Raw genomic sequence first — 16,333 nt, forward strand, 5'->3', positions numbered from 1 at the left:
GGGCATGCGACCTGCCTATAGTGTATCCACCGTTCGTTCCGCCGAATCCGCGCTCCTCGCGCAGCAGAGCCACGATGATGAGCTCATGCGCCTGGCCGCTAGAGGCGTTGCTGCCGCGGCGAAATCCATACTGACGGGCCCTGCGCCTCGCCGCATCACCATCCTCGCCGGGCCTGGCGGCAATGGCGGCGATGGCCTTTATGCAGGCGCTTTCCTCGCCGAGGAGGGCTATGGCGTTGACGCGATACTCGTCGCCGATGCTGCGCACGACCCAGCGCTGCAAGCTTTTACCGCTGCCGGCGGGACCATTACAGATCAACCGCACGCGGAGGCTACCGGCCTACTCATTGATGCCGTCGCCGGCCTCAACTCCACCCGCGGGCTTAGCGGTGCGGGCCTTGCCGCGTACCGCGCGGCCAAGCAGCACGATACCCCGGTGCTTTCGGTGGATATCCCCTCTGGCATCAACGCCGATACGGGCGTGGCCGCGGAGAACGCGGTCGAGGCAACGATTACCGTGAGCTTCGGTTGGGCGCGCGCTGGCCACGTCTTCGCCCCGGAATGCGGCACGGTGGTCCTCTGCGATCTGCAGCTGCCCAACGCGCCGCGCTCCTTTGCGGAGGAGCTAACGGCCACCGCAGAGCCGGCGGGCTATATCGCCAACGAGCCCACCATCGAACTCCCCTTCCAGTGGCCCGCGGAGCCCGTGCTTGCCGATGCCCACCTAGGCCACGTCACCGCCCCCAAGCCCGTGGGCTGCACGGGGCCCATCGTGGACCCCACTCCCCAGGCTTCGAGCACGAAATACACCGGCGGGGTCACCGCCATCTGTGCTGGCAGCAACGCGTATCCCGGCGCGGGCATCCTGGCGGCTACCGGCGCGATGCGCGCGACGCCCTCCATGGTGCGGGTGATAGATAACGATGCCGTGGTCCCCCACCTGCCCGAGGTGGTTCCCCACCCGAACGCCGAGGATAAGGTGCATGCCCAAGCGTGGGTGGTAGGCCCCGGCCGCGGCACCGATGAAGCAGCGGCCCGTGAGCTCCGCGCCGTCTTGGATCGCGGGCTGCCCACCATCCTGGATGCCGATGCCCTGACGCTGCTCGCCCAAAGCGCCGATCTGCGCGATCGCGTCCGCTCCCACCCGCGGGTCATCCTTACCCCACACGCCGGTGAGTTCCGCCGCCTCTACGAGGCTACCTTCGGCCGCGAGCTCGATCTCAGCGAGGGCGTGGGCCCGCGCCAGCGCGAGCTGGCCGAGGACTTGGACTGTTTTATCCTGCACAAGGGCCGAATCACCACGGTGACCGCGCCCGGCCACGCCATCTATGGGATGAATGCCGGCCACTCTTATGCGGCCACCGCCGGCTCCGGCGACGTTTTATCCGGCATCCTCGGCGCGACGATCGCGCAGGTAGACCACGAAAAGGCCGATGCCGAGTACATCATTATGGAGATCCTCCACGCCGCCGCCCTACACCAGCACGCGGCCGCCATCGCGGCGCATACCCCCGATGGTTTCGGCATTTGTTCCGCTTCCCAGATCGCTGCGGCGATGCCCCAGTCCATCGCGCGATTGCTCGTTATGCAACGCTAGCGTCCCGCTTACTCACGCGGCCGTCTTTAACCTCCACCACGTGGTCGGCGAAGGTGAGCAAGGAGCGATCGTGCGTTACGAGCACGGTGGCGGTGTGCATCTCCTGGGTAATATCGCGCAGCAGGCGGATGATTTCCTGGGAAAGGTGGGAGTCGAGGGCGGAGGTGGGTTCATCGGCAAGCAGTAGATTCGGCTCATCCATCAAGGCGCGCGCGATATTGACGCGCTGGGCCTGGCCGCCGGAAAGCTGGCCGATGCGGCGATTGCCCATTCCCTTAAGGCCAACGAATTCTAACAGTTCATCGGCGCGATCCTTGCGCAGCTTGCGCCCGGCCATGTGATCCATGATGAGCAGCTGATCGCGCACCTTGAGCGAGGACAACAGGTTGGACTGCTGGAAGATGATGGAGTTCGTACCGTTGACCTCTACGGTGCCGGAGTCCGGGGTGATGAGCCCGGCGCCCACGGAGAGCAGCGTGGACTTACCGGAACCGGACTCGCCCACGATTGCGGTGAGGGTATCGGAGTCGGCACTAAAGGTGGCATCATCAAGCGCCGTGGTCGTCGTCGTGCCGTCCTGGAAGGTGACGGTGGCGTTGAGAATATCAAGAATGGTGGACATTTTAGGCATTTCCTCCCAATGCATCGAGGGGGTTGGCTTTGGCTACGCGGCGGGTAGAGACCAGGGCACCGGCCATACCCAGGATCCAGATGCCGACCGCGGGAATGATGATGGTGCGCACGGATACGTCGAAGGGGACGGTGCCGGAGGCCAGCAGGCCAAGCAGCCAGCCGACGAACGCGCCGAGGATGGTGCCGGCCGCCAAAATCAGCGCGGCCTGGGCCAGGGCATCGCGCAGCAGGTAGCGCACCGTGGCGCCCAGGGCGCGCAGGATGGAGAGATCGCGGGTGCGCTGCAGGGTCCATACCGTCAGGAAGGCCACGGTGACCAGCGCGGAGATGCCGTAGAGGAAGCCCTGCATGGTCAGCAGCGAACCGCGCTCGGACTGGTAAGCGGGCAGGCCGGAGAAGGAATCAGACATCTCGACCGAACCGGGGACCTCTTTGGAATGCAGGGCAACCGTACCGACTACGTCCCCTGGGGCGTGGCTTACCTCCTGCCAGGTTTGGGTAGATACCCATACCACCGGCGAGTGGGAGAACTGCGTTTCGGCGACGGTGCCCTCTACGGAAAGGTCTACCCCGCCGATATTCACGGTGCCGGAGGCCTCAATCGTGTCAGACAGGACGGCGCCATCTTCCGGAATGGTGGCGTTGGTATTGGGGATGGTCGTACCGGCCGGCAGGCCCATCACGCCTACCGCGCCCTCGCCCTCCAGCTTGGTTTGCGCGATGCCCAAGGCAATCGCATCGCCGGAAAGATCCTTTTCATGGATCTCGGACTCGTTATAGGCGGGCTCTTCGGTAGAAAAACTGACGTAGGGGTGATCTTGCGCCACGGCCTCAAGCGCCGAGGTATTTTGCTTGGACAGACCCTCCGTCAGACCGGAGAGCATAACCAAGAGCAGGGTGATAAGCGCCACGGTGCCGCCGATGAGCCCGAAGCGGCCGCGCGCTGCGGTGATTTCACGAATAGCTAAGAACATACTTCTATAGTCCCTTTGCGCAGGTCAGAAGTAATCGGCGGCCTAGTTGAACCTCCAGTCAACCAACTGGTTGATCCCTCATCCACCCTCCGGCAGATACTGTAGGAAATTGTGTTTTCTGGACAGAAATTATGGCTCTGGGGCCTGCACGCCATGTTCGCGTTCCTGCTGCTTTTCGGCGTGGCCCGCGCCTATATCGATGACCGCTTGGACGCCCGCGCCATCCTTTTGGCCATCGGCCTAGCCGCGGTGTACGCGGCCGCGCGCTGGATTCCCACCTGGCTCTGGCTCACCGGGCTGTGCCTGCTCTGGTTGGGGCTCATGGTCCACGCGCAGGATTTCATGTGGCTCGAGTTCCCGCTTATCTTCGTTTTCCTGCGTGCCTTGCCCAAGTGGCCAGGGCTTATCTCCATCACGGCGCTATGGGCGGCGGCCGCCTTCATTCCGGCGTGGCTGCATCCGGATGGCTGGTCCATCGCCGCGGCCATCGGCCCGCTTATCGGCACGACCTTTGCCGCGGGCGTGTTTTATATCCAGCGCCGCTTGCAGGCGGAGGCGGCGCACCACAGGGACATCGCCAAGCAGCTGCAAGAAACCCAGGCCGAGCTGGCCGCCAGCGAGCACCAGGCCGGGCGCCTGGAAGAGCGCGAACGCCTGTCCCGGGATATCCATGACACCGTGGCCCAAGGGTTGAGTTCCATCCTGTTACTCTCACGCGCCGCCCGGAATACCGATGACCTAGAGACCAAGAACGAACAGCTCGCCGTCATCGAGGACACCGCGGGCGAGAACCTGGCCGAGGCCCGTCGCTTCGTCCGCGAGCTCGCCGGTCCCGATGAGCGCCTGGAGACTCAGTTGGATTCCATCCTGTCCCAAATGCGCCGGCGCACGGAGGCCCTTGGTGAGGACACTACCTTTGACCTCGTCGTTTCCGGCAGCGGGGGCGTGCCCGGCGATATCAAGCAGGTGGTCGTGCGCGCCGCGCAGGAGGGCCTTAATAACGTGATCAAGCACGCGCACGCCTCCCGCTCGGTGGTCACCTTGGGTCTTTTTGAGGATGCGGTCACCCTGGACGTCGTGGATAATGGTCACGGTGTAGTTGAGCCCCCGCGCCACGGCGGCGATAGCGGCTTTGGCCTGCAAGGATTGTCCCAGCGCGTGGAGAGCGTCGGTGGCTCCCTGAGCCTCGAATCCGGCGACGGCACCGCCCTTGCCATTAGAATCCCCCTCAAGGAGCAGCCCCATGGTTAATGTCATGCTTATCGATGACCACCCCGTCGTCCGCGCCGGGCTGCGCGCGATTCTTAATACCTTTGCCGATGTCCGCGTGGTCATGGAAGGCGATAACGGCGCGGACGTGGACAAGCTCTTTACCGATGATGCCCCCGAAGTCGACGTCGTCGTCTGCGATATCCAAATGCCAGGTGTCGATGGCATCACCGCCACCAAGAAGGTCACCGAAGCAGGTGGCCCGCCCGTGCTCATCTTGACCACTTATGACACCCAAGCCGATATCTTGGCCGCGGTCGAGGCCGGCGCAATGGGGTATCTGCTTAAGGACTCGCCCGAGCAAGAGCTGCACCAAGCCGTGTTAAACACCGCCGCGCGCCAGCGCACCCTCGCCCCAGAGGTAATAAACTTATTGGCCCAGCGCGTAGGGCAGCCGGAGCAATCCCTGTCCACCCGGGAACTGGAGATCCTGCGCGCCCTCGCGACCGGATCGTCCAATAAGGAACTGGCCAACCAGCTCTTTATTTCTGAGGCCACCGTGAAAACACACCTCATTCACATCTATCAAAAGCTGGGCGTAGACACCCGCACTGCCGCGGTAACTGTGGCCCGCGAAAGGAAACTGATTTAATGCTGGACTGTATCGTTATCGGCGGCGGCCAAGCAGGTTTAGCTACGGGCTATTACTTGCGGAAAAAGCGCCTCGATTTCCAGATCCTTGATGCCGAGCCCGCCCCCGGCGCGGCCTGGCGTCACGCGTGGCCATCGCTCACGCTATTTAGCAATAGCGCCTCCTCCAACCTGCCCGGCTGGCCGATGCCCCACTATGAGGGCTTCCCGCCCGCCAGCCACGTCATCGATTACTTCACCCGCTACGAGCAACGCTATGACCTGCCCGTACGCCGGCCAGTGCGGGTCCAGGAGGTCACCCACGGTGGCGAGCGCTTTCACGTCACCACCGATGATGAGCACCTCACCGCGCGCACCGTGGTCGCGGCTACCGGCACGTGGTCCTCGCCGTTTATCCCCTACTACCCCGGTTCCTTTGCCGGGCGGCAATGGCACTCGGCGGTCTACCCCGGGCCCGATCCCTTCCGCGGTGAGTCCGTCGCCGTCGTTGGGGCCGGCAATTCCGGGGCCCAGATAGCCGCAGAGCTCGTGCTCTCCGGCGTAGACACCACGTGGTTTACGGCGAAGCCGCCGCGGTGGATGCCCGATGACGTTGACGGCCGGGTGCTCTTTCAGCGCAACCGCGCCCGCCTCAACGCCATGATGCGCGGCGAGCCCGATCCCGGCGCGGATACCAACTTGGGCGATATCGTCGTTGTTCCTCCCGTCAAACGCGCCCGCGATGAGGGCCTTCTTAAGGCCTCCCCGATGTTCTCCAGCCTCGATGAGGTGGAGGCAGACCACCTCATTTGGTGCACCGGGTTCCGCCCGGCGCTGGGGCCTTTCCGCGCGCTTCTCGATGGCCGCACCCCCACCGTCAAGGGCCTGTTCCTCGTCGGCTACGGGACCTGGACGGGCCCAGGATCCGCAACCATTACCGGGGTGAGCCCCTTTGCCAAGCAGACCGCGGGGGACATCGCCAAGCTCTGCTCCCCCGACCTTTAGCTGCCCAAAAATGGTTGCATCACAATTCACGTATCATGGTGAGCATGAGCACGCTACTTGTTACCCGTAACGAAGATAAATCCGTCACCACCTCCTTTGAGGAAGGGGAATTCCTGGGCGAGGGTGACCTGACCGTTGACGTCTCTTATTCCTCGCTGAACTACAAGGACGCAATGGCGATTACCGGCGATCCCGGCGTCGTCCGCACCAACCCGCTGGTGCCCGGTATCGACGTGGTCGGTACCGTATCCGAGTCCAACGTGCAGCGCCTGCCGGTGGGCACCCTCGTTGCCTCCTTCGGCGATGGCCTCGGCGAATTCCGCCACGGCGGCTACACCCCGAAACAGCGCGTCAATTCTCGCGCCACCGTTGCCCTGCCAGCAGATTTCACCGCGGAACAGGCCGCTGCCGTCGGTACCGCCGGCTACACCGCGGCACTGTGCGTTAACTCGCTGCGCGGGCTTCCCGAGGGCCCCGTCCTCGTCACCGGTGCCACCGGCGGCGTCGGCTCCATCGCCGTCAACCTTCTGCGCAATGCCGGCTACGAGGTCCACGCCATGACCGGCCGCCCCGACGATTACGCCAACTACCTCCACGAGCTCGGCGCGCACGAGGTCATCGACCGCGCCGAATTCACCGAACCGGGCAAGCCCCTGCAAAAGGCCATCTACGCCGGCGCCGTAGACACCTCCGGTTCTCAGGAGCTGGCCAATGTCCTGGCCCGCACCAAGTGGGGCGGCACCGTTGCCGCTACCGGTATGGCCAGCGGCCCCGACCTGCCCGCCACGGTCATGCCCTTCATCCTGCGCAACGTGCACCTTGCCGGCGTGAACTCCGTCGATGCCCCACTGCACTACCGCCAGAATGCTTGGCAGCTCCTCGCCCGCACCCTGGACCTGTCCATCCTGGAGTCCCTGACCAATACCCTTCCCCTGGAAGATGCGGTAAAGGAAGCGCAATCGCTCATCAACGGCAGCCACCACGGCCGCACGGTGTTGAAGATTTCCTAAGGTCTTAGTCTTTAGGACCTACAAATAGGCAGGCACCCCGTCAGTGACGGGGTGCCTTTCTTGTGCGATCGACTCCTTGGGTTCTAGGTATCGCCCGTTAAGCTGCGCATGATTTTTCTGGAGATGAAACCCAACTGCTGCAATTCCTCTCCCGTCAAGACGGAGACCACCTTGTCATCCACCTTCGCGGTATGGCTCTCCAGTGCTGTAGCGAATGCTTCCTCGCCTACTTTCGTCACTGTGACTGCAATAGCTCGGGGTCCCAACTCCTCCGCGTGCCTCCTTATTACCAACTCGCGCCGCTCCATCCGGACGAGTTGTCGATGCAGCCGCGATTTCTCCCACCCAAGTTCCGCGGCCAGCTCATGCGGCCGAGTGCTCTGCCCACGGCGGCGCTGCAGAACGGCCAGCACCGCATAGTCGGCCTCACTCACATTCGCGGATGCATGCAGCGCGTTGGCCAACTCCTTATGCAACGCGCGCTGCATCGCTACAAAGTCCGCCCACGCTGCACTTTCCTCTGCGCGCACGGCATCTCTCCCTTTAGCTTTTGACTTAAATGGTATTATACCCTGCGCAGTTGATTACTCAACCATGTATTGACTGTGACAGTTGACCCATCAACCCCCAACATTATAAAACGGCTTGGATTAACCGTACCAATAATTCGCGTGCGCCATACTTTTGCCGGTTTAACCGTATGTACTTCGCTTTTTATAACCTATTTATTGGTGTTAGTATTCGGTTGCTTTTCTCATTATTTAGTTTCTGTTAAGTAAAAATTGGCCTATTTTCAGACCGCCCGCAACTCCGATTGAGCAGACGCCTGTCTATGATGGCGGGCATGGATAAACTTTTTAGCGCCTGCGGATTCGATTTCCTGGACACGGAAGAACTCATCGCGGAGCTTCCCGCAGACCGGACCCTGTGGGATGCGCCTGCTTTTGATCAAGTGCTCTACTATGCGGATCCCTCTGGCATCGCCGTCACGGCGATGGAGTACGAGGGGGAGTGGACCGTATTGCCGTCGTTCCGAGGCGGGGAAGACGTTGAGGCAACGCTATATCGCGCCATGCCATTTATTGGCATCTTAGAAATGGAAGATTTCCGGTGGGCAGTGCTTAGCGATGCCCCCTTCACGCTTCCCACCGGCAACCCCGTGGGCGGCGAAAAACTGCGCGGCCGCGTGCGGCCCGCAGTCGTTGCGCTGGACTATGAATTAACGGAACCGGCGGAGTTTTCGCTGCGATCCCCAGCGACTGAACGATTTTATAAAAACTACAAGCCCAGCCTGCTCAACCCGCAGGTCGAGCTAGCTGGCACCGTGAATAACGTCGAGAAAAAGACCAATAAATTTGGGGGAGGGGAGTACTGGGTATGCGAAATCGATGGACTCCCGCTCATCGTTGATGCCCCAGTTGAGGCGGGCCAGGGAATCCGGGCGCACGGCATCGCGCTATGCGCCACGGAGTACTGGGATTAACCGCCTCGCCGCTAGGAGGAGGTAGCTCCTACTGTTGCGGAGCCGCAGGTACCAGGGCTACAAGGCGCTCGAGGTAGTCCTTCACAAACTCGATGGTGCTGGACGGCTCGATCTTTCCGTCTTCACCAAGGAGCTGGGGAGAATTGCCCAAGAATACCTCGGGCTGACCGGGCATCGGCATGTCGAAGTAGGACAGGGCTAGGCGCACGTTCTTGTGGGAAGAATAACCACCCATGCGGCCGACGGAGTGGCTGATGATGCCTGCTGGCTTATTTTTCCAGGCGACATCGGAATTGGGTTTGGATCCGATATCGATGGCATTTTTTAAGCACGCCGGGATGGTCCGGTTATTCTCGCTGGTGACGAACAAAATGGCATCCGCTTCCTTAATTGCTTTACGGAAATCGGTGTACTCTTCCGGCGTGGGTTTATCCTCCACGCCAGGATCGTCGTAGTCGAAATCATAGAGTGGGAGTGTGCGGAGGTCATAGCGCTGGCACTCAACGTGCTCGGGGACGAGTTCCATAGCGTGGTTGGCGATCTTTTTCGCAATGCTTTCCCGCCGCAGGCTGCCGACGAGTACAAGAAGTTTCATGATGTGTGTCCTTTCTGTGGAGACTTGTAAGTTTTAGAAATCCCAGTCGGCATCGGAGGTCTCTACGGCTTTGCCGATGATATAAGAGGACCCCGACCCCGAAAAGAAGTCATGGTTTTCATCCGATCCTGGCGTGAGTGCCGCAAGGATCTTCGGGTTGACCTGGCATTCCTCGTACGGGAAGAGGTTGGGATAGCCCAGATTCATCAGGGCTTTATTAGCGTTGTAGCGCACGAATGTAGCGACATCATCCATAAGCCCGTATGGTTCATAGAGCTCGCCGGAATAGCGCATCTCCAGGTCATAGAGCTTGCGCACCAGGTCAAAGGTGAATTCGCGCATTTCTTCGCGGCGAGCGTCCGTGGCGTGGTCGAGTCCCCGCTGGAACTTGTATCCGGAGTAGTAGCCGTGGACCGCCTTATCCCGCAGGATGAGCCTGATCATGTCAGCGGTATTGGTCAGCTTCCCGTGCACGCTAAAATGCAGTGGTAGATAGAAGCCGGCGTACAGCAGCAAGGAGGACAAGAGGGTAGAGGCAACCTTGCGCTTTAGTGGGTCGTCGCCGTAGTAATGCACCATCACACTGGTCGCGCGCTGCTGCAGCACTGGGTTATCCACGGCCCACGCATAGGATTTTTCGATCTCTTCGGTGCTGGCCAGGGTGGAAAAGATGGAGGAATAGCTCCGCGCATGCACGGCCTGCATGAAGGCTATATTGGTATAAACGGCCTCCTCATGTTCCGTCCGGGCATCTTGAATCTGGCTGATTTCACCCACCGTGGCCTGCACGGTATCCAGTAGCGTCAGGCCGGTAAAGACGCGAATGGTGAGATCGCGCTCGGCTGGATCCATGCGCGACCAATCGTTGCGGTCATTGGAAAGCGGGACCTTCTCCGGCAACCAGAAATTCGAGGTCAGGCGGTTCCACACCTCTAAATCCTTATCATCCCAGATGCGATTCCAGTTCACTGGGCGCAACGGGGTGGAGGCATCGTGGCGAAAATGCGGCGGGGTTTGGGATCGCTCAATGAGCTCTTGATATTTCATCGGTACTTTCTCTTTTCTTTGTCTTCGAGGCCCTAGCCGTCAGGCAATGGACGCGTGGGCGGTGGGGTAGAGGTGGTGCGCAAAGAAGTCCTGCAACCCCTCCCGTACGCGGGCAACATCGCGGTCGGTACCGAGCAGCTCAAAACGGTAGAGCTCAGGCACGCCGCACTTTCGGGCTATCTGTGGCCCGGCGCAGCAATACGCCTCACCAAAATTGGTATTTCCAGAGGTGATGACGCCGCGCAGGAGTGCGCGATTTTCCGGAACGTTGAGGAATTGGCGCACCTGCACCGGAATCGCCGCCTTGATATTGCCGCCGCCGTAGGTCGGGACGATGAGCACAAAGGGCTCGGTGACATAGAGCATTCCTTCACGCTTCGGCCGCAAAGGAATGCGTGCCGCTGGAAAGCCCAGCTTGTGGACAAAACGGTGGGTATTTTCACTGACCGAGGAAAAATACACAAGATTAGCGGCGGTCTTAGTGCCGCAGGGTGGCGTCGAGGCTGTAGTCATCTCGCTCCTTAGTGGCTGCGCCGAAGCGCACTTTCTGCTTCAACTACAGATCTAACGTACTTTTAACTACGCCGCAACTAACCACCGTTGACATGCGCAAATAACCCACCTTCCAAAAGAGGAGGGGCAGGAAAGTTACATGCGCACCCACACGGCGCGGGCTGCATGGGAGCTCAAAGAAAACGCCGCGGAATGTTCATTCTGGGCATTCTCGTTTTGGTTACCCTCTACGCGCACGGCCATCCCGCCGGAATAGGGCTGGCTTTCGCGCACGCTCACGGCAGCGCCGATGGTCAGGTTATTCTCGCTGAAAAAGCGCAGCAGATCGGCATCCGCATCACTGATGCGGTCGACTACACCGCCCTCGCCGGGCTCTAAATCGCTGAGTTTGCGCAGATCTCCTGGCTCGGACGCGGGGGGCGCGGCGTAGTCTGCGGGGTAGTCACCCGCGGCGCTGGGGATGGGGTCTCCATGCGGATCGCGGCGCGGGAACCCCAGTTCAGCGTCTATGCGCTCCAGAAAGAAATCGGAGACGCAGTGCTCCAATTGTTCAGCCTCCGCGTGGACCTGGTCCCAGCGGTAGTGCAGGGATTCCACCAGGAAAGTTTCAATAAGGCGGTGCCGCCGCACCATGGCGAGGGCAAAGGCACGCCCCTCGGTGCTCAGCCCGATGGCACCATACGGCGTATGGGTGACGAGACCCTTTTTCTCCAGCCGCCGCACCGCATCCGACGCGCTGGAGAGCCGTACGCCTATGTGCTGGGCGAGCATCTTTACCGTCACGGGCTCGTCGTGCCATTCGCCCAGCTTAAACAGGGCCTTGAGATAGTCCTGATTGGACGGCGAGAGGCCCGAGACGTCCACGCTCATTGGTTACTTAACCACCAGGTTCACCATCCGGCCGGGAACGTAGATCTTCTTCACCACGTTCTTGCCGGAGGTGAGGTCAGCCACCTTGGCATCGGCAAAAGCGGCCTCGAATACGGTGTCTTGGTCAGCATCGGCCGCGACGTTGATGCGGGATTTAACCTTGCCGTTGATCTGGACTGGCACCTGGATCTCATCATCTACCAGGTATTTCTCCTCAAAGGAGGGAAGTGGCTCGTAGGTGATGGTCTCATCGTGGCCAAAGCGCTGCCACAGTTCCTCCGCAATATGCGGGGCGATGGGGGAGACCAGCTGGGCGATGGGCTCCACCGCCGCGCGCGGTGCCTCGGTGCGGTAGGTCTTGGTCAGGTAGTTGACGTACTCGATGAGCTTGGCCACCACCGTGTTCAGGCGCAGGTTCTCGTAATCATCGCGTACGCCCGCAATGGTGCGGTGCAACTGCTTCAGGTCATCCTGGGTGAGCTCGGCATCGGTAGTAGCGACTTCGCCAGTGTCCTCATTGATGGCCAGGCGCCACAGGCGCTGCAGGAAGCGCTGCGAACCGACAACGTCCTTGGTCGCCCACGGGCGGGAGGTATCCAGCGGGCCCATGGACATCTCGTACACGCGCAGGGTATCGGCGCCGAAGTCGCGGCAAATATCATCCGGGGCCACGGCGTTTTTCAGGGACTTGCCCATCTTGCCGTACTCCTGGTTGACCTCTTCGCCGTTGTAGTAGAACTTGCCGTCCTTTTCCTCTACCTCTGCGGCAGGGACGTACACGCCGCGAGAATCGGTATAGGCGTAGGCCTGAATATAGCCTTGGTTGTACAGGCGGCGGTACGGCTCCTGCGAGCTGACAAAGCCCAGGTCAAAGAGCACCTTGTGCCAGAAGCGGGCGTAGAGCAGGTGCAGCACGGCGTGCTCGACGCCGCCGACGTACAGATCCACGCCGCCTGGGTCGTTCGCACCATGCTCATCTGGGTGCGGGCCGGTCCAGTAGCGCTCGTTTTCGATATCGCAGAAGGCCTCACTATTGCGGGGATCGATATAGCGCAGCTGGTACCAGGAAGAACCTGCCCACTGGGGCATAACGTTGGTATCGCGGTAGTAGGTCTGCGGGCCATCGCCCAAGTCCAGTTCTACCTCTACCCAGTCGCGGACCTTGGCCAGCGGTGGCTGTGGCTCCGAATCCTTATCTTCTGGATCGAAGGAGGCCGGTTTGTAGTCTTCCACCTCGGGCAGCTCAACCGGCAGCATCGACTCTGGCAGTGGGTGGGCCATGCCATCCTTGTCATAGACGATGGGGAAGGGCTCGCCCCAATAGCGCTGGCGAGCAAAAAGCCAGTCGCGCAGCTTGTACTGAATCTTGCCGCGGCCGGAGCCGTCCTCTTCCAACCATTCGATGGTCTGGGCAATGGCCTCCGCCTTATCCAGGCCATTGAGATCCAGGCCCTTGTCGTTGGCGGAGTTTAGCAATGCGCCATCTTCGGTCCAGGCTTCTTCCTCGATATTGCCGCCGGAGACGACCTCCGTAATCGGCAGGCCAAAGGCCTGGGCAAACTCATAGTCACGCGTATCGTGCGCGGGCACCGCCATGATGGCACCAGTACCGTACCCGGTCAGCACGTAGTCCGCGATGAAGATAGGGATGCGCTTGCCAGAGACCGGATTGGTGGCATAGGTTCCCAAGAATACGCCGGTCTTTTCCTTATTTTCCTGGCGCTCCAGGTCCGACTTCGCCGCGATATCCGCGCGGTAGGACTCGACGGCTTCCTTTGGGTCATCATTGCCGTAGGTCCAGCGCTCGTCCACGTCATCGTCGTAGGGGATAGGGGACAAGAGGGCATCGACAAGCTCATGCTCCGGTGCCAAGACCACATATTCCGCACCAAAGAGCGTATCTGGGCGCGTGGTAAACACGTCGATGCCGTAGCCTTCCGCAGGGAAGGTTACCTCCGCACCGCGGGAGCGACCGATCCAGTTGCGCTGCATGGACTTGACCTTCTCCGGCCAGTCCAGCAGCTCCAGATCATCGAGCAGGCGATCCGAATACGCGGTAATGCGCATCATCCACTGGGACAGATTTTTGCGGAATACCGGGAAGTTGCCGCGCTCAGACTTGCCTTCCGCGGTGACCTCCTCGTTGGCCAAGACGGTACCCAAGCCCGGGCACCAGTTCACCGTGGAGTTGGACAGGTACACCAGGCGGAACTCATCGACGGCCTGGGCCTTCTCCTGCGCGGACAAGTCCTCGTAGTAGCGCCCGTCCTTGGTGGTGCGCTTATTGGCCTCCAATTCCTTGATGAGCTCAGCAATGGGGCGGGCCTTTTGCTGCTCTTCATCGAACCAGGAATTATAAATCTGCAAGAAGATCCACTGGGTCCACTTAAAGAATTCTGGATCCGTGGATTCCACCGAGCGGCGCGGATCGTGGCCCAAGCCCAGCATGCCCAGCTGGCGGCGCATGTTGTCGATATTGGCCATCGTGGTGGTCCGCGGGTGCGTACCGGTCTGGATGGCGTATTGTTCGGCCGGCAAGCCGAAGGCATCGTAGCCCATGGTGTGCAGCACGTTCTTGCCCAGCATGCGGTTATAGCGGGCGTAAGTATCAGTGGCGATATAACCAAACGGGTGCCCCACGTGCAGGCCCGCACCGGAAGGGTAGGGGAACATGTCCTGCACGTTGAGCTTTTCCTTGGGCAGCTCGCCCGCACCCGTGGCTAGCGAACCGACCGGGTTCGGCGCGTTAAAGGTCTCATGGTCCTTCCAATACTGCTGCCAAGTCTTTTCGATCTGGTTCGCCAGCTCAGGGGTGTAGCGGTACGACGTGGAATCGCTCGGTTTAGTCATAAACACACAGTGTAATAGCCCCAGCCCGGCGCGGGGTAGGCAGAGGTGGGTTTTGCTCCACTAATCTGGCACCGGACTGGCACTCCGGCGGTGACGGCGGGGGCCTGGGGCAAGGACTAAGGCCCGCCACGAGATGTTCCGGCAGTGTTTAGGAGCTATTAACGCACAGTTCCTTTCGTGGTTAAATCACGCCTTTATCTTCAATTCAAGGCTTTGCACCCAGCCATGTCTGGGTCATTTCTCTCTTGCTCGCAAGGCCGGCATCTCTTCGTCTCTCACTTCCACAAAGGACAATTCATGCGCACCTCTCTCCGCATTGGCGCCGCTGCCGTAGCCGCAACCGTGGCTACCGCTGGCGCAATTGCCCCAGCCACCGCCGCCGAATCCCAGGGCCCAAAGAACATCATCTACATGATTGGTGATGGCATGGGCTACGGCCACGTGGCATTCAATAACCTCTACGAAACCGGCCAATCCAAGTACCTGGTCGACGGCGCATTTAGCGCCGAAGGTCCAGAAGAACTCGACGGCGAATCCGTGCAGCGCTTCGAAGACTTCAACCGCCTGTCCATGACCACTTACCCAAATAACTCTTCCTATGACCCACAAAAGGCGTGGGCTAGCCATGAGTACGTGGATAAGGGATACACCGATTCCTCTGCCGCCGGCACCGCCATGTCCACCGGCGTGAAGACCGATAACGGCAAGCTGGGCGTGAACGATTACGGCCACGAGCAGGAAAACACCTCCGAGCGCGCCAAGAAGTCCGGAAAGTCCGCCGGTGTGGTCTCCTCCGTGCCGTTTAGCCACGCCACCCCGGCTTCCTGGGCGGCGCACAACATTTCCCGCAATAACTACCTGGAGATTGCGGATGAGATGTTCAACTCCGATCTCGATGTCATCATGGGTGCCGGCCACCCGTTCTACGACGATGACAATAAGAAGAAGGATGAGGCCAAGTACAAGTACCTATCTGAAGAGGTCTACAACAAGCTGTCTTCCGGCGAGTCCGACTGGAACTACGCCGAAACCAAGGAGCAATTTGAGGCCTTGGCCCAAGGCGATGTCGCGGCGGGGGAGAAGTACTTCGGCCTGGCGCCTGTAGCCTCTACCTTGCAGCAGGGGCGCTCCGGCGAGTCCACAGTGCCTTATGACATTCCGTTTAACGATGTCGTGGATCTTCCCACCATGACCACCGGCGCCCTCAACGCGCTGGGCCAAAATGACGAGGGCTTCCACGTCATGATCGAAGGCGGTGCCATCGACTGGAGCGGCCACGGCAACGAATCCGCCCGCGATATCGAAGAGGTACAGGACTTCAATAAGTCCGTCGATGCCGCCATCGACTGGGTAGAAGAAAACTCCTCCTGGGACGAGACCCTGCTGGTCGTTACCGCTGACCACGAAACGGGATACCTCTCCGGCGCCAATGAGCGCTCTGAGGGCAAGTTCAACTCCATGAACGGTGGCGGTGGCAATACCCTGCCCACTGGCCACCAGTGGTACTCCACGCAGCACACCAATCAGGTGGTCCCATTCTTCTTCAAGGGCGCTGGCTCCGAGGCCCTTCGCGCGAAGGCCACCCACACCGACCCCGTGCGCGGTGACTACATCGATAACACCACCTTGGCCAAGCTCACCTTGAATGAATGGTGGGTAAAGCACGATGACCAGGGCGGCAACGACCAAGCAGACGATTCTGCATCCGATCAGCCTGGCAACAATGACAATGGCGGTGACGGTTCCTCCAAGAGCGGGCTCTTCGCCGGCATCGCCGGTGCCGGTATCGCCTCGCTGGCCATCGGGGCCATTGCCTTCTTGGCGCAAAAGCTGGGCATCATCACCATCAACCCGAATGCGTGGCGGAACTTCTTCCACTAATCCTGGGCGATCAATTGCGCGCAAAGGCTTTCATCA

The 16,333-nt window shown here is 60.7% G+C and carries 15 protein-coding genes; 7 read left to right on the plus strand and 8 right to left on the minus strand.

Features of this window, described 5'->3' with window-relative positions; translation table 11 throughout:
• Positions 1-4 precede the first annotated feature (4 nt).
• The gene (locus EL217_RS10920) at positions 5-1,597 is read left to right on the plus strand and encodes a bifunctional ADP-dependent NAD(P)H-hydrate dehydratase/NAD(P)H-hydrate epimerase (protein WP_126319970.1); all 1,593 of its coding nucleotides are present in this window, start codon (positions 5-7) and stop codon (positions 1,595-1,597) included.
• Here EL217_RS10920 and EL217_RS10925 read toward each other — a convergent pair.
• Together EL217_RS10925 and EL217_RS10930 are read right to left on the minus strand one after the other, a co-directional pair.
• Complete coding sequence (locus tag EL217_RS10925; RefSeq protein ID WP_126319971.1) at positions 1,584-2,219, minus strand: ABC transporter ATP-binding protein; 636 nt, start codon at positions 2,217-2,219, stop codon at positions 1,584-1,586. The genes EL217_RS10920 and EL217_RS10925 overlap by 14 nt on opposite strands.
• Before the next feature lies 1 nt (position 2,220).
• Positions 2,221-3,204, minus strand: coding sequence for an ABC transporter permease (locus EL217_RS10930; RefSeq protein ID WP_126319972.1), 984 nt, complete (start codon positions 3,202-3,204; stop codon positions 2,221-2,223).
• A 153-nt stretch (positions 3,205-3,357) separates the two neighbouring features.
• On the opposite strand from EL217_RS10930, the gene EL217_RS10935 reads away from it, so the two are divergent.
• Genes EL217_RS10935 through EL217_RS10950 form a run of 4 tightly spaced genes read left to right on the plus strand, consistent with a single transcriptional unit; the run spans position 3,358 to position 7,058 of the window.
• Positions 3,358-4,455 (plus strand): sensor histidine kinase, encoded by a 1,098-nt coding sequence (locus tag EL217_RS10935; RefSeq protein ID WP_126320066.1) that lies wholly within the window; start codon positions 3,358-3,360, stop codon positions 4,453-4,455.
• The gene (locus tag EL217_RS10940) at positions 4,448-5,065 is read left to right on the plus strand and encodes a response regulator (RefSeq protein WP_126319973.1); all 618 of its coding nucleotides are present in this window, start codon (positions 4,448-4,450) and stop codon (positions 5,063-5,065) included. Before EL217_RS10935 ends, EL217_RS10940 begins: the two co-directional genes overlap by 8 nt.
• Positions 5,065-6,048, plus strand: a complete 984-nt coding sequence (locus tag EL217_RS10945) for an NAD(P)-binding domain-containing protein (RefSeq protein WP_126319974.1) — start codon at positions 5,065-5,067, stop codon at positions 6,046-6,048. Before EL217_RS10940 ends, EL217_RS10945 begins: the two co-directional genes overlap by 1 nt.
• Positions 6,049-6,083: 35 nt before the next feature.
• The gene (locus tag EL217_RS10950; protein WP_126319975.1) at positions 6,084-7,058 is read left to right on the plus strand and encodes an MDR family oxidoreductase; all 975 of its coding nucleotides are present in this window, start codon (positions 6,084-6,086) and stop codon (positions 7,056-7,058) included.
• Between the two features lie 83 nt (positions 7,059-7,141).
• Here the strand turns inward: EL217_RS10950 and EL217_RS10955 are convergent, their stop codons facing one another.
• Complete coding sequence (locus EL217_RS10955; protein WP_126319976.1) at positions 7,142-7,588, minus strand: MarR family winged helix-turn-helix transcriptional regulator; 447 nt, start codon at positions 7,586-7,588, stop codon at positions 7,142-7,144.
• Between the two features lie 314 nt (positions 7,589-7,902).
• Between EL217_RS10955 and EL217_RS10960 the strand changes: the two genes are divergently transcribed.
• Entirely contained in the window at positions 7,903-8,541 is a 639-nt protein-coding gene (locus EL217_RS10960; RefSeq protein ID WP_232018310.1) for a hypothetical protein, read from the plus strand.
• Positions 8,542-8,569: 28 nt separating this feature from the next.
• Here EL217_RS10960 and EL217_RS10965 read toward each other — a convergent pair whose 3' ends face one another.
• The 5 genes from EL217_RS10965 to leuS form a co-directional block, all read right to left on the minus strand.
• Positions 8,570-9,136, minus strand: a complete 567-nt coding sequence (locus EL217_RS10965; RefSeq protein WP_005280424.1) for an NADPH-dependent FMN reductase — start codon at positions 9,134-9,136, stop codon at positions 8,570-8,572.
• A gap of 33 nt (positions 9,137-9,169) precedes the next feature.
• On the minus strand, positions 9,170-10,183 hold the full coding sequence (gene nrdF / locus EL217_RS10970) for a class 1b ribonucleoside-diphosphate reductase subunit beta (protein ID WP_023016372.1): 1,014 nt from the start codon (positions 10,181-10,183) through the stop codon (positions 9,170-9,172).
• A 39-nt stretch (positions 10,184-10,222) separates the two neighbouring features.
• A complete protein-coding gene (gene nrdI / locus EL217_RS10975; RefSeq protein ID WP_023016373.1) occupies positions 10,223-10,696 on the minus strand; it encodes a class Ib ribonucleoside-diphosphate reductase assembly flavoprotein NrdI in 474 nt (157 codons plus the stop codon).
• 135 nt (positions 10,697-10,831) lie between these two features.
• Positions 10,832-11,566, minus strand: coding sequence for a metal-dependent transcriptional regulator (locus tag EL217_RS10980; RefSeq protein ID WP_023029741.1), 735 nt, complete (start codon positions 11,564-11,566; stop codon positions 10,832-10,834).
• A 3-nt stretch (positions 11,567-11,569) separates the two neighbouring features.
• Complete coding sequence (gene leuS, locus EL217_RS10985) at positions 11,570-14,416, minus strand: leucine--tRNA ligase (protein WP_126319978.1); 2,847 nt, start codon at positions 14,414-14,416, stop codon at positions 11,570-11,572.
• A gap of 297 nt (positions 14,417-14,713) precedes the next feature.
• Between leuS and EL217_RS10990 the strand changes: the two genes are divergently transcribed.
• Positions 14,714-16,297: an alkaline phosphatase gene (locus EL217_RS10990; RefSeq protein WP_232018312.1), complete on the plus strand. Its 1,584-nt coding sequence runs from the start codon at positions 14,714-14,716 to the stop codon at positions 16,295-16,297.
• The last annotated feature ends 36 nt before the right edge of the window (positions 16,298-16,333 follow it).

The organism is Corynebacterium segmentosum (genome assembly GCF_900637825.1).
In the GTDB taxonomy this organism is placed as follows: Bacteria; Actinomycetota; Actinomycetes; order Mycobacteriales; family Mycobacteriaceae; genus Corynebacterium; species Corynebacterium accolens.

Coding starts and splice junctions, on each gene's coding strand:
- EL217_RS10920 (WP_126319970.1), top strand. CDS start 5: ATGCGACCTGCCTATAGTGTATCCACCGTTCGTTCCGCCGAATCCGCG.
- EL217_RS10925 (WP_126319971.1), bottom strand. CDS start 2,219: ATGTCCACCATTCTTGATATTCTCAACGCCACCGTCACCTTCCAGGAC.
- EL217_RS10930 (WP_126319972.1), bottom strand. CDS start 3,204: ATGTTCTTAGCTATTCGTGAAATCACCGCAGCGCGCGGCCGCTTCGGG.
- EL217_RS10935 (WP_126320066.1), top strand. CDS start 3,358: ATGTTCGCGTTCCTGCTGCTTTTCGGCGTGGCCCGCGCCTATATCGAT.
- EL217_RS10940 (WP_126319973.1), top strand. CDS start 4,448: ATGGTTAATGTCATGCTTATCGATGACCACCCCGTCGTCCGCGCCGGG.
- EL217_RS10945 (WP_126319974.1), top strand. CDS start 5,065: ATGCTGGACTGTATCGTTATCGGCGGCGGCCAAGCAGGTTTAGCTACG.
- EL217_RS10950 (WP_126319975.1), top strand. CDS start 6,084: ATGGTGAGCATGAGCACGCTACTTGTTACCCGTAACGAAGATAAATCC.
- EL217_RS10960 (WP_232018310.1), top strand. CDS start 7,903: ATGGATAAACTTTTTAGCGCCTGCGGATTCGATTTCCTGGACACGGAA.
- EL217_RS10965 (WP_005280424.1), bottom strand. CDS start 9,136: ATGAAACTTCTTGTACTCGTCGGCAGCCTGCGGCGGGAAAGCATTGCG.
- nrdF (WP_023016372.1), bottom strand. CDS start 10,183: ATGAAATATCAAGAGCTCATTGAGCGATCCCAAACCCCGCCGCATTTT.
- nrdI (WP_023016373.1), bottom strand. CDS start 10,696: ATGACTACAGCCTCGACGCCACCCTGCGGCACTAAGACCGCCGCTAAT.
- EL217_RS10980 (WP_023029741.1), bottom strand. CDS start 11,566: ATGAGCGTGGACGTCTCGGGCCTCTCGCCGTCCAATCAGGACTATCTC.
- leuS (WP_126319978.1), bottom strand. CDS start 14,416: ATGACTAAACCGAGCGATTCCACGTCGTACCGCTACACCCCTGAGCTG.
- EL217_RS10990 (WP_232018312.1), top strand. CDS start 14,714: ATGCGCACCTCTCTCCGCATTGGCGCCGCTGCCGTAGCCGCAACCGTG.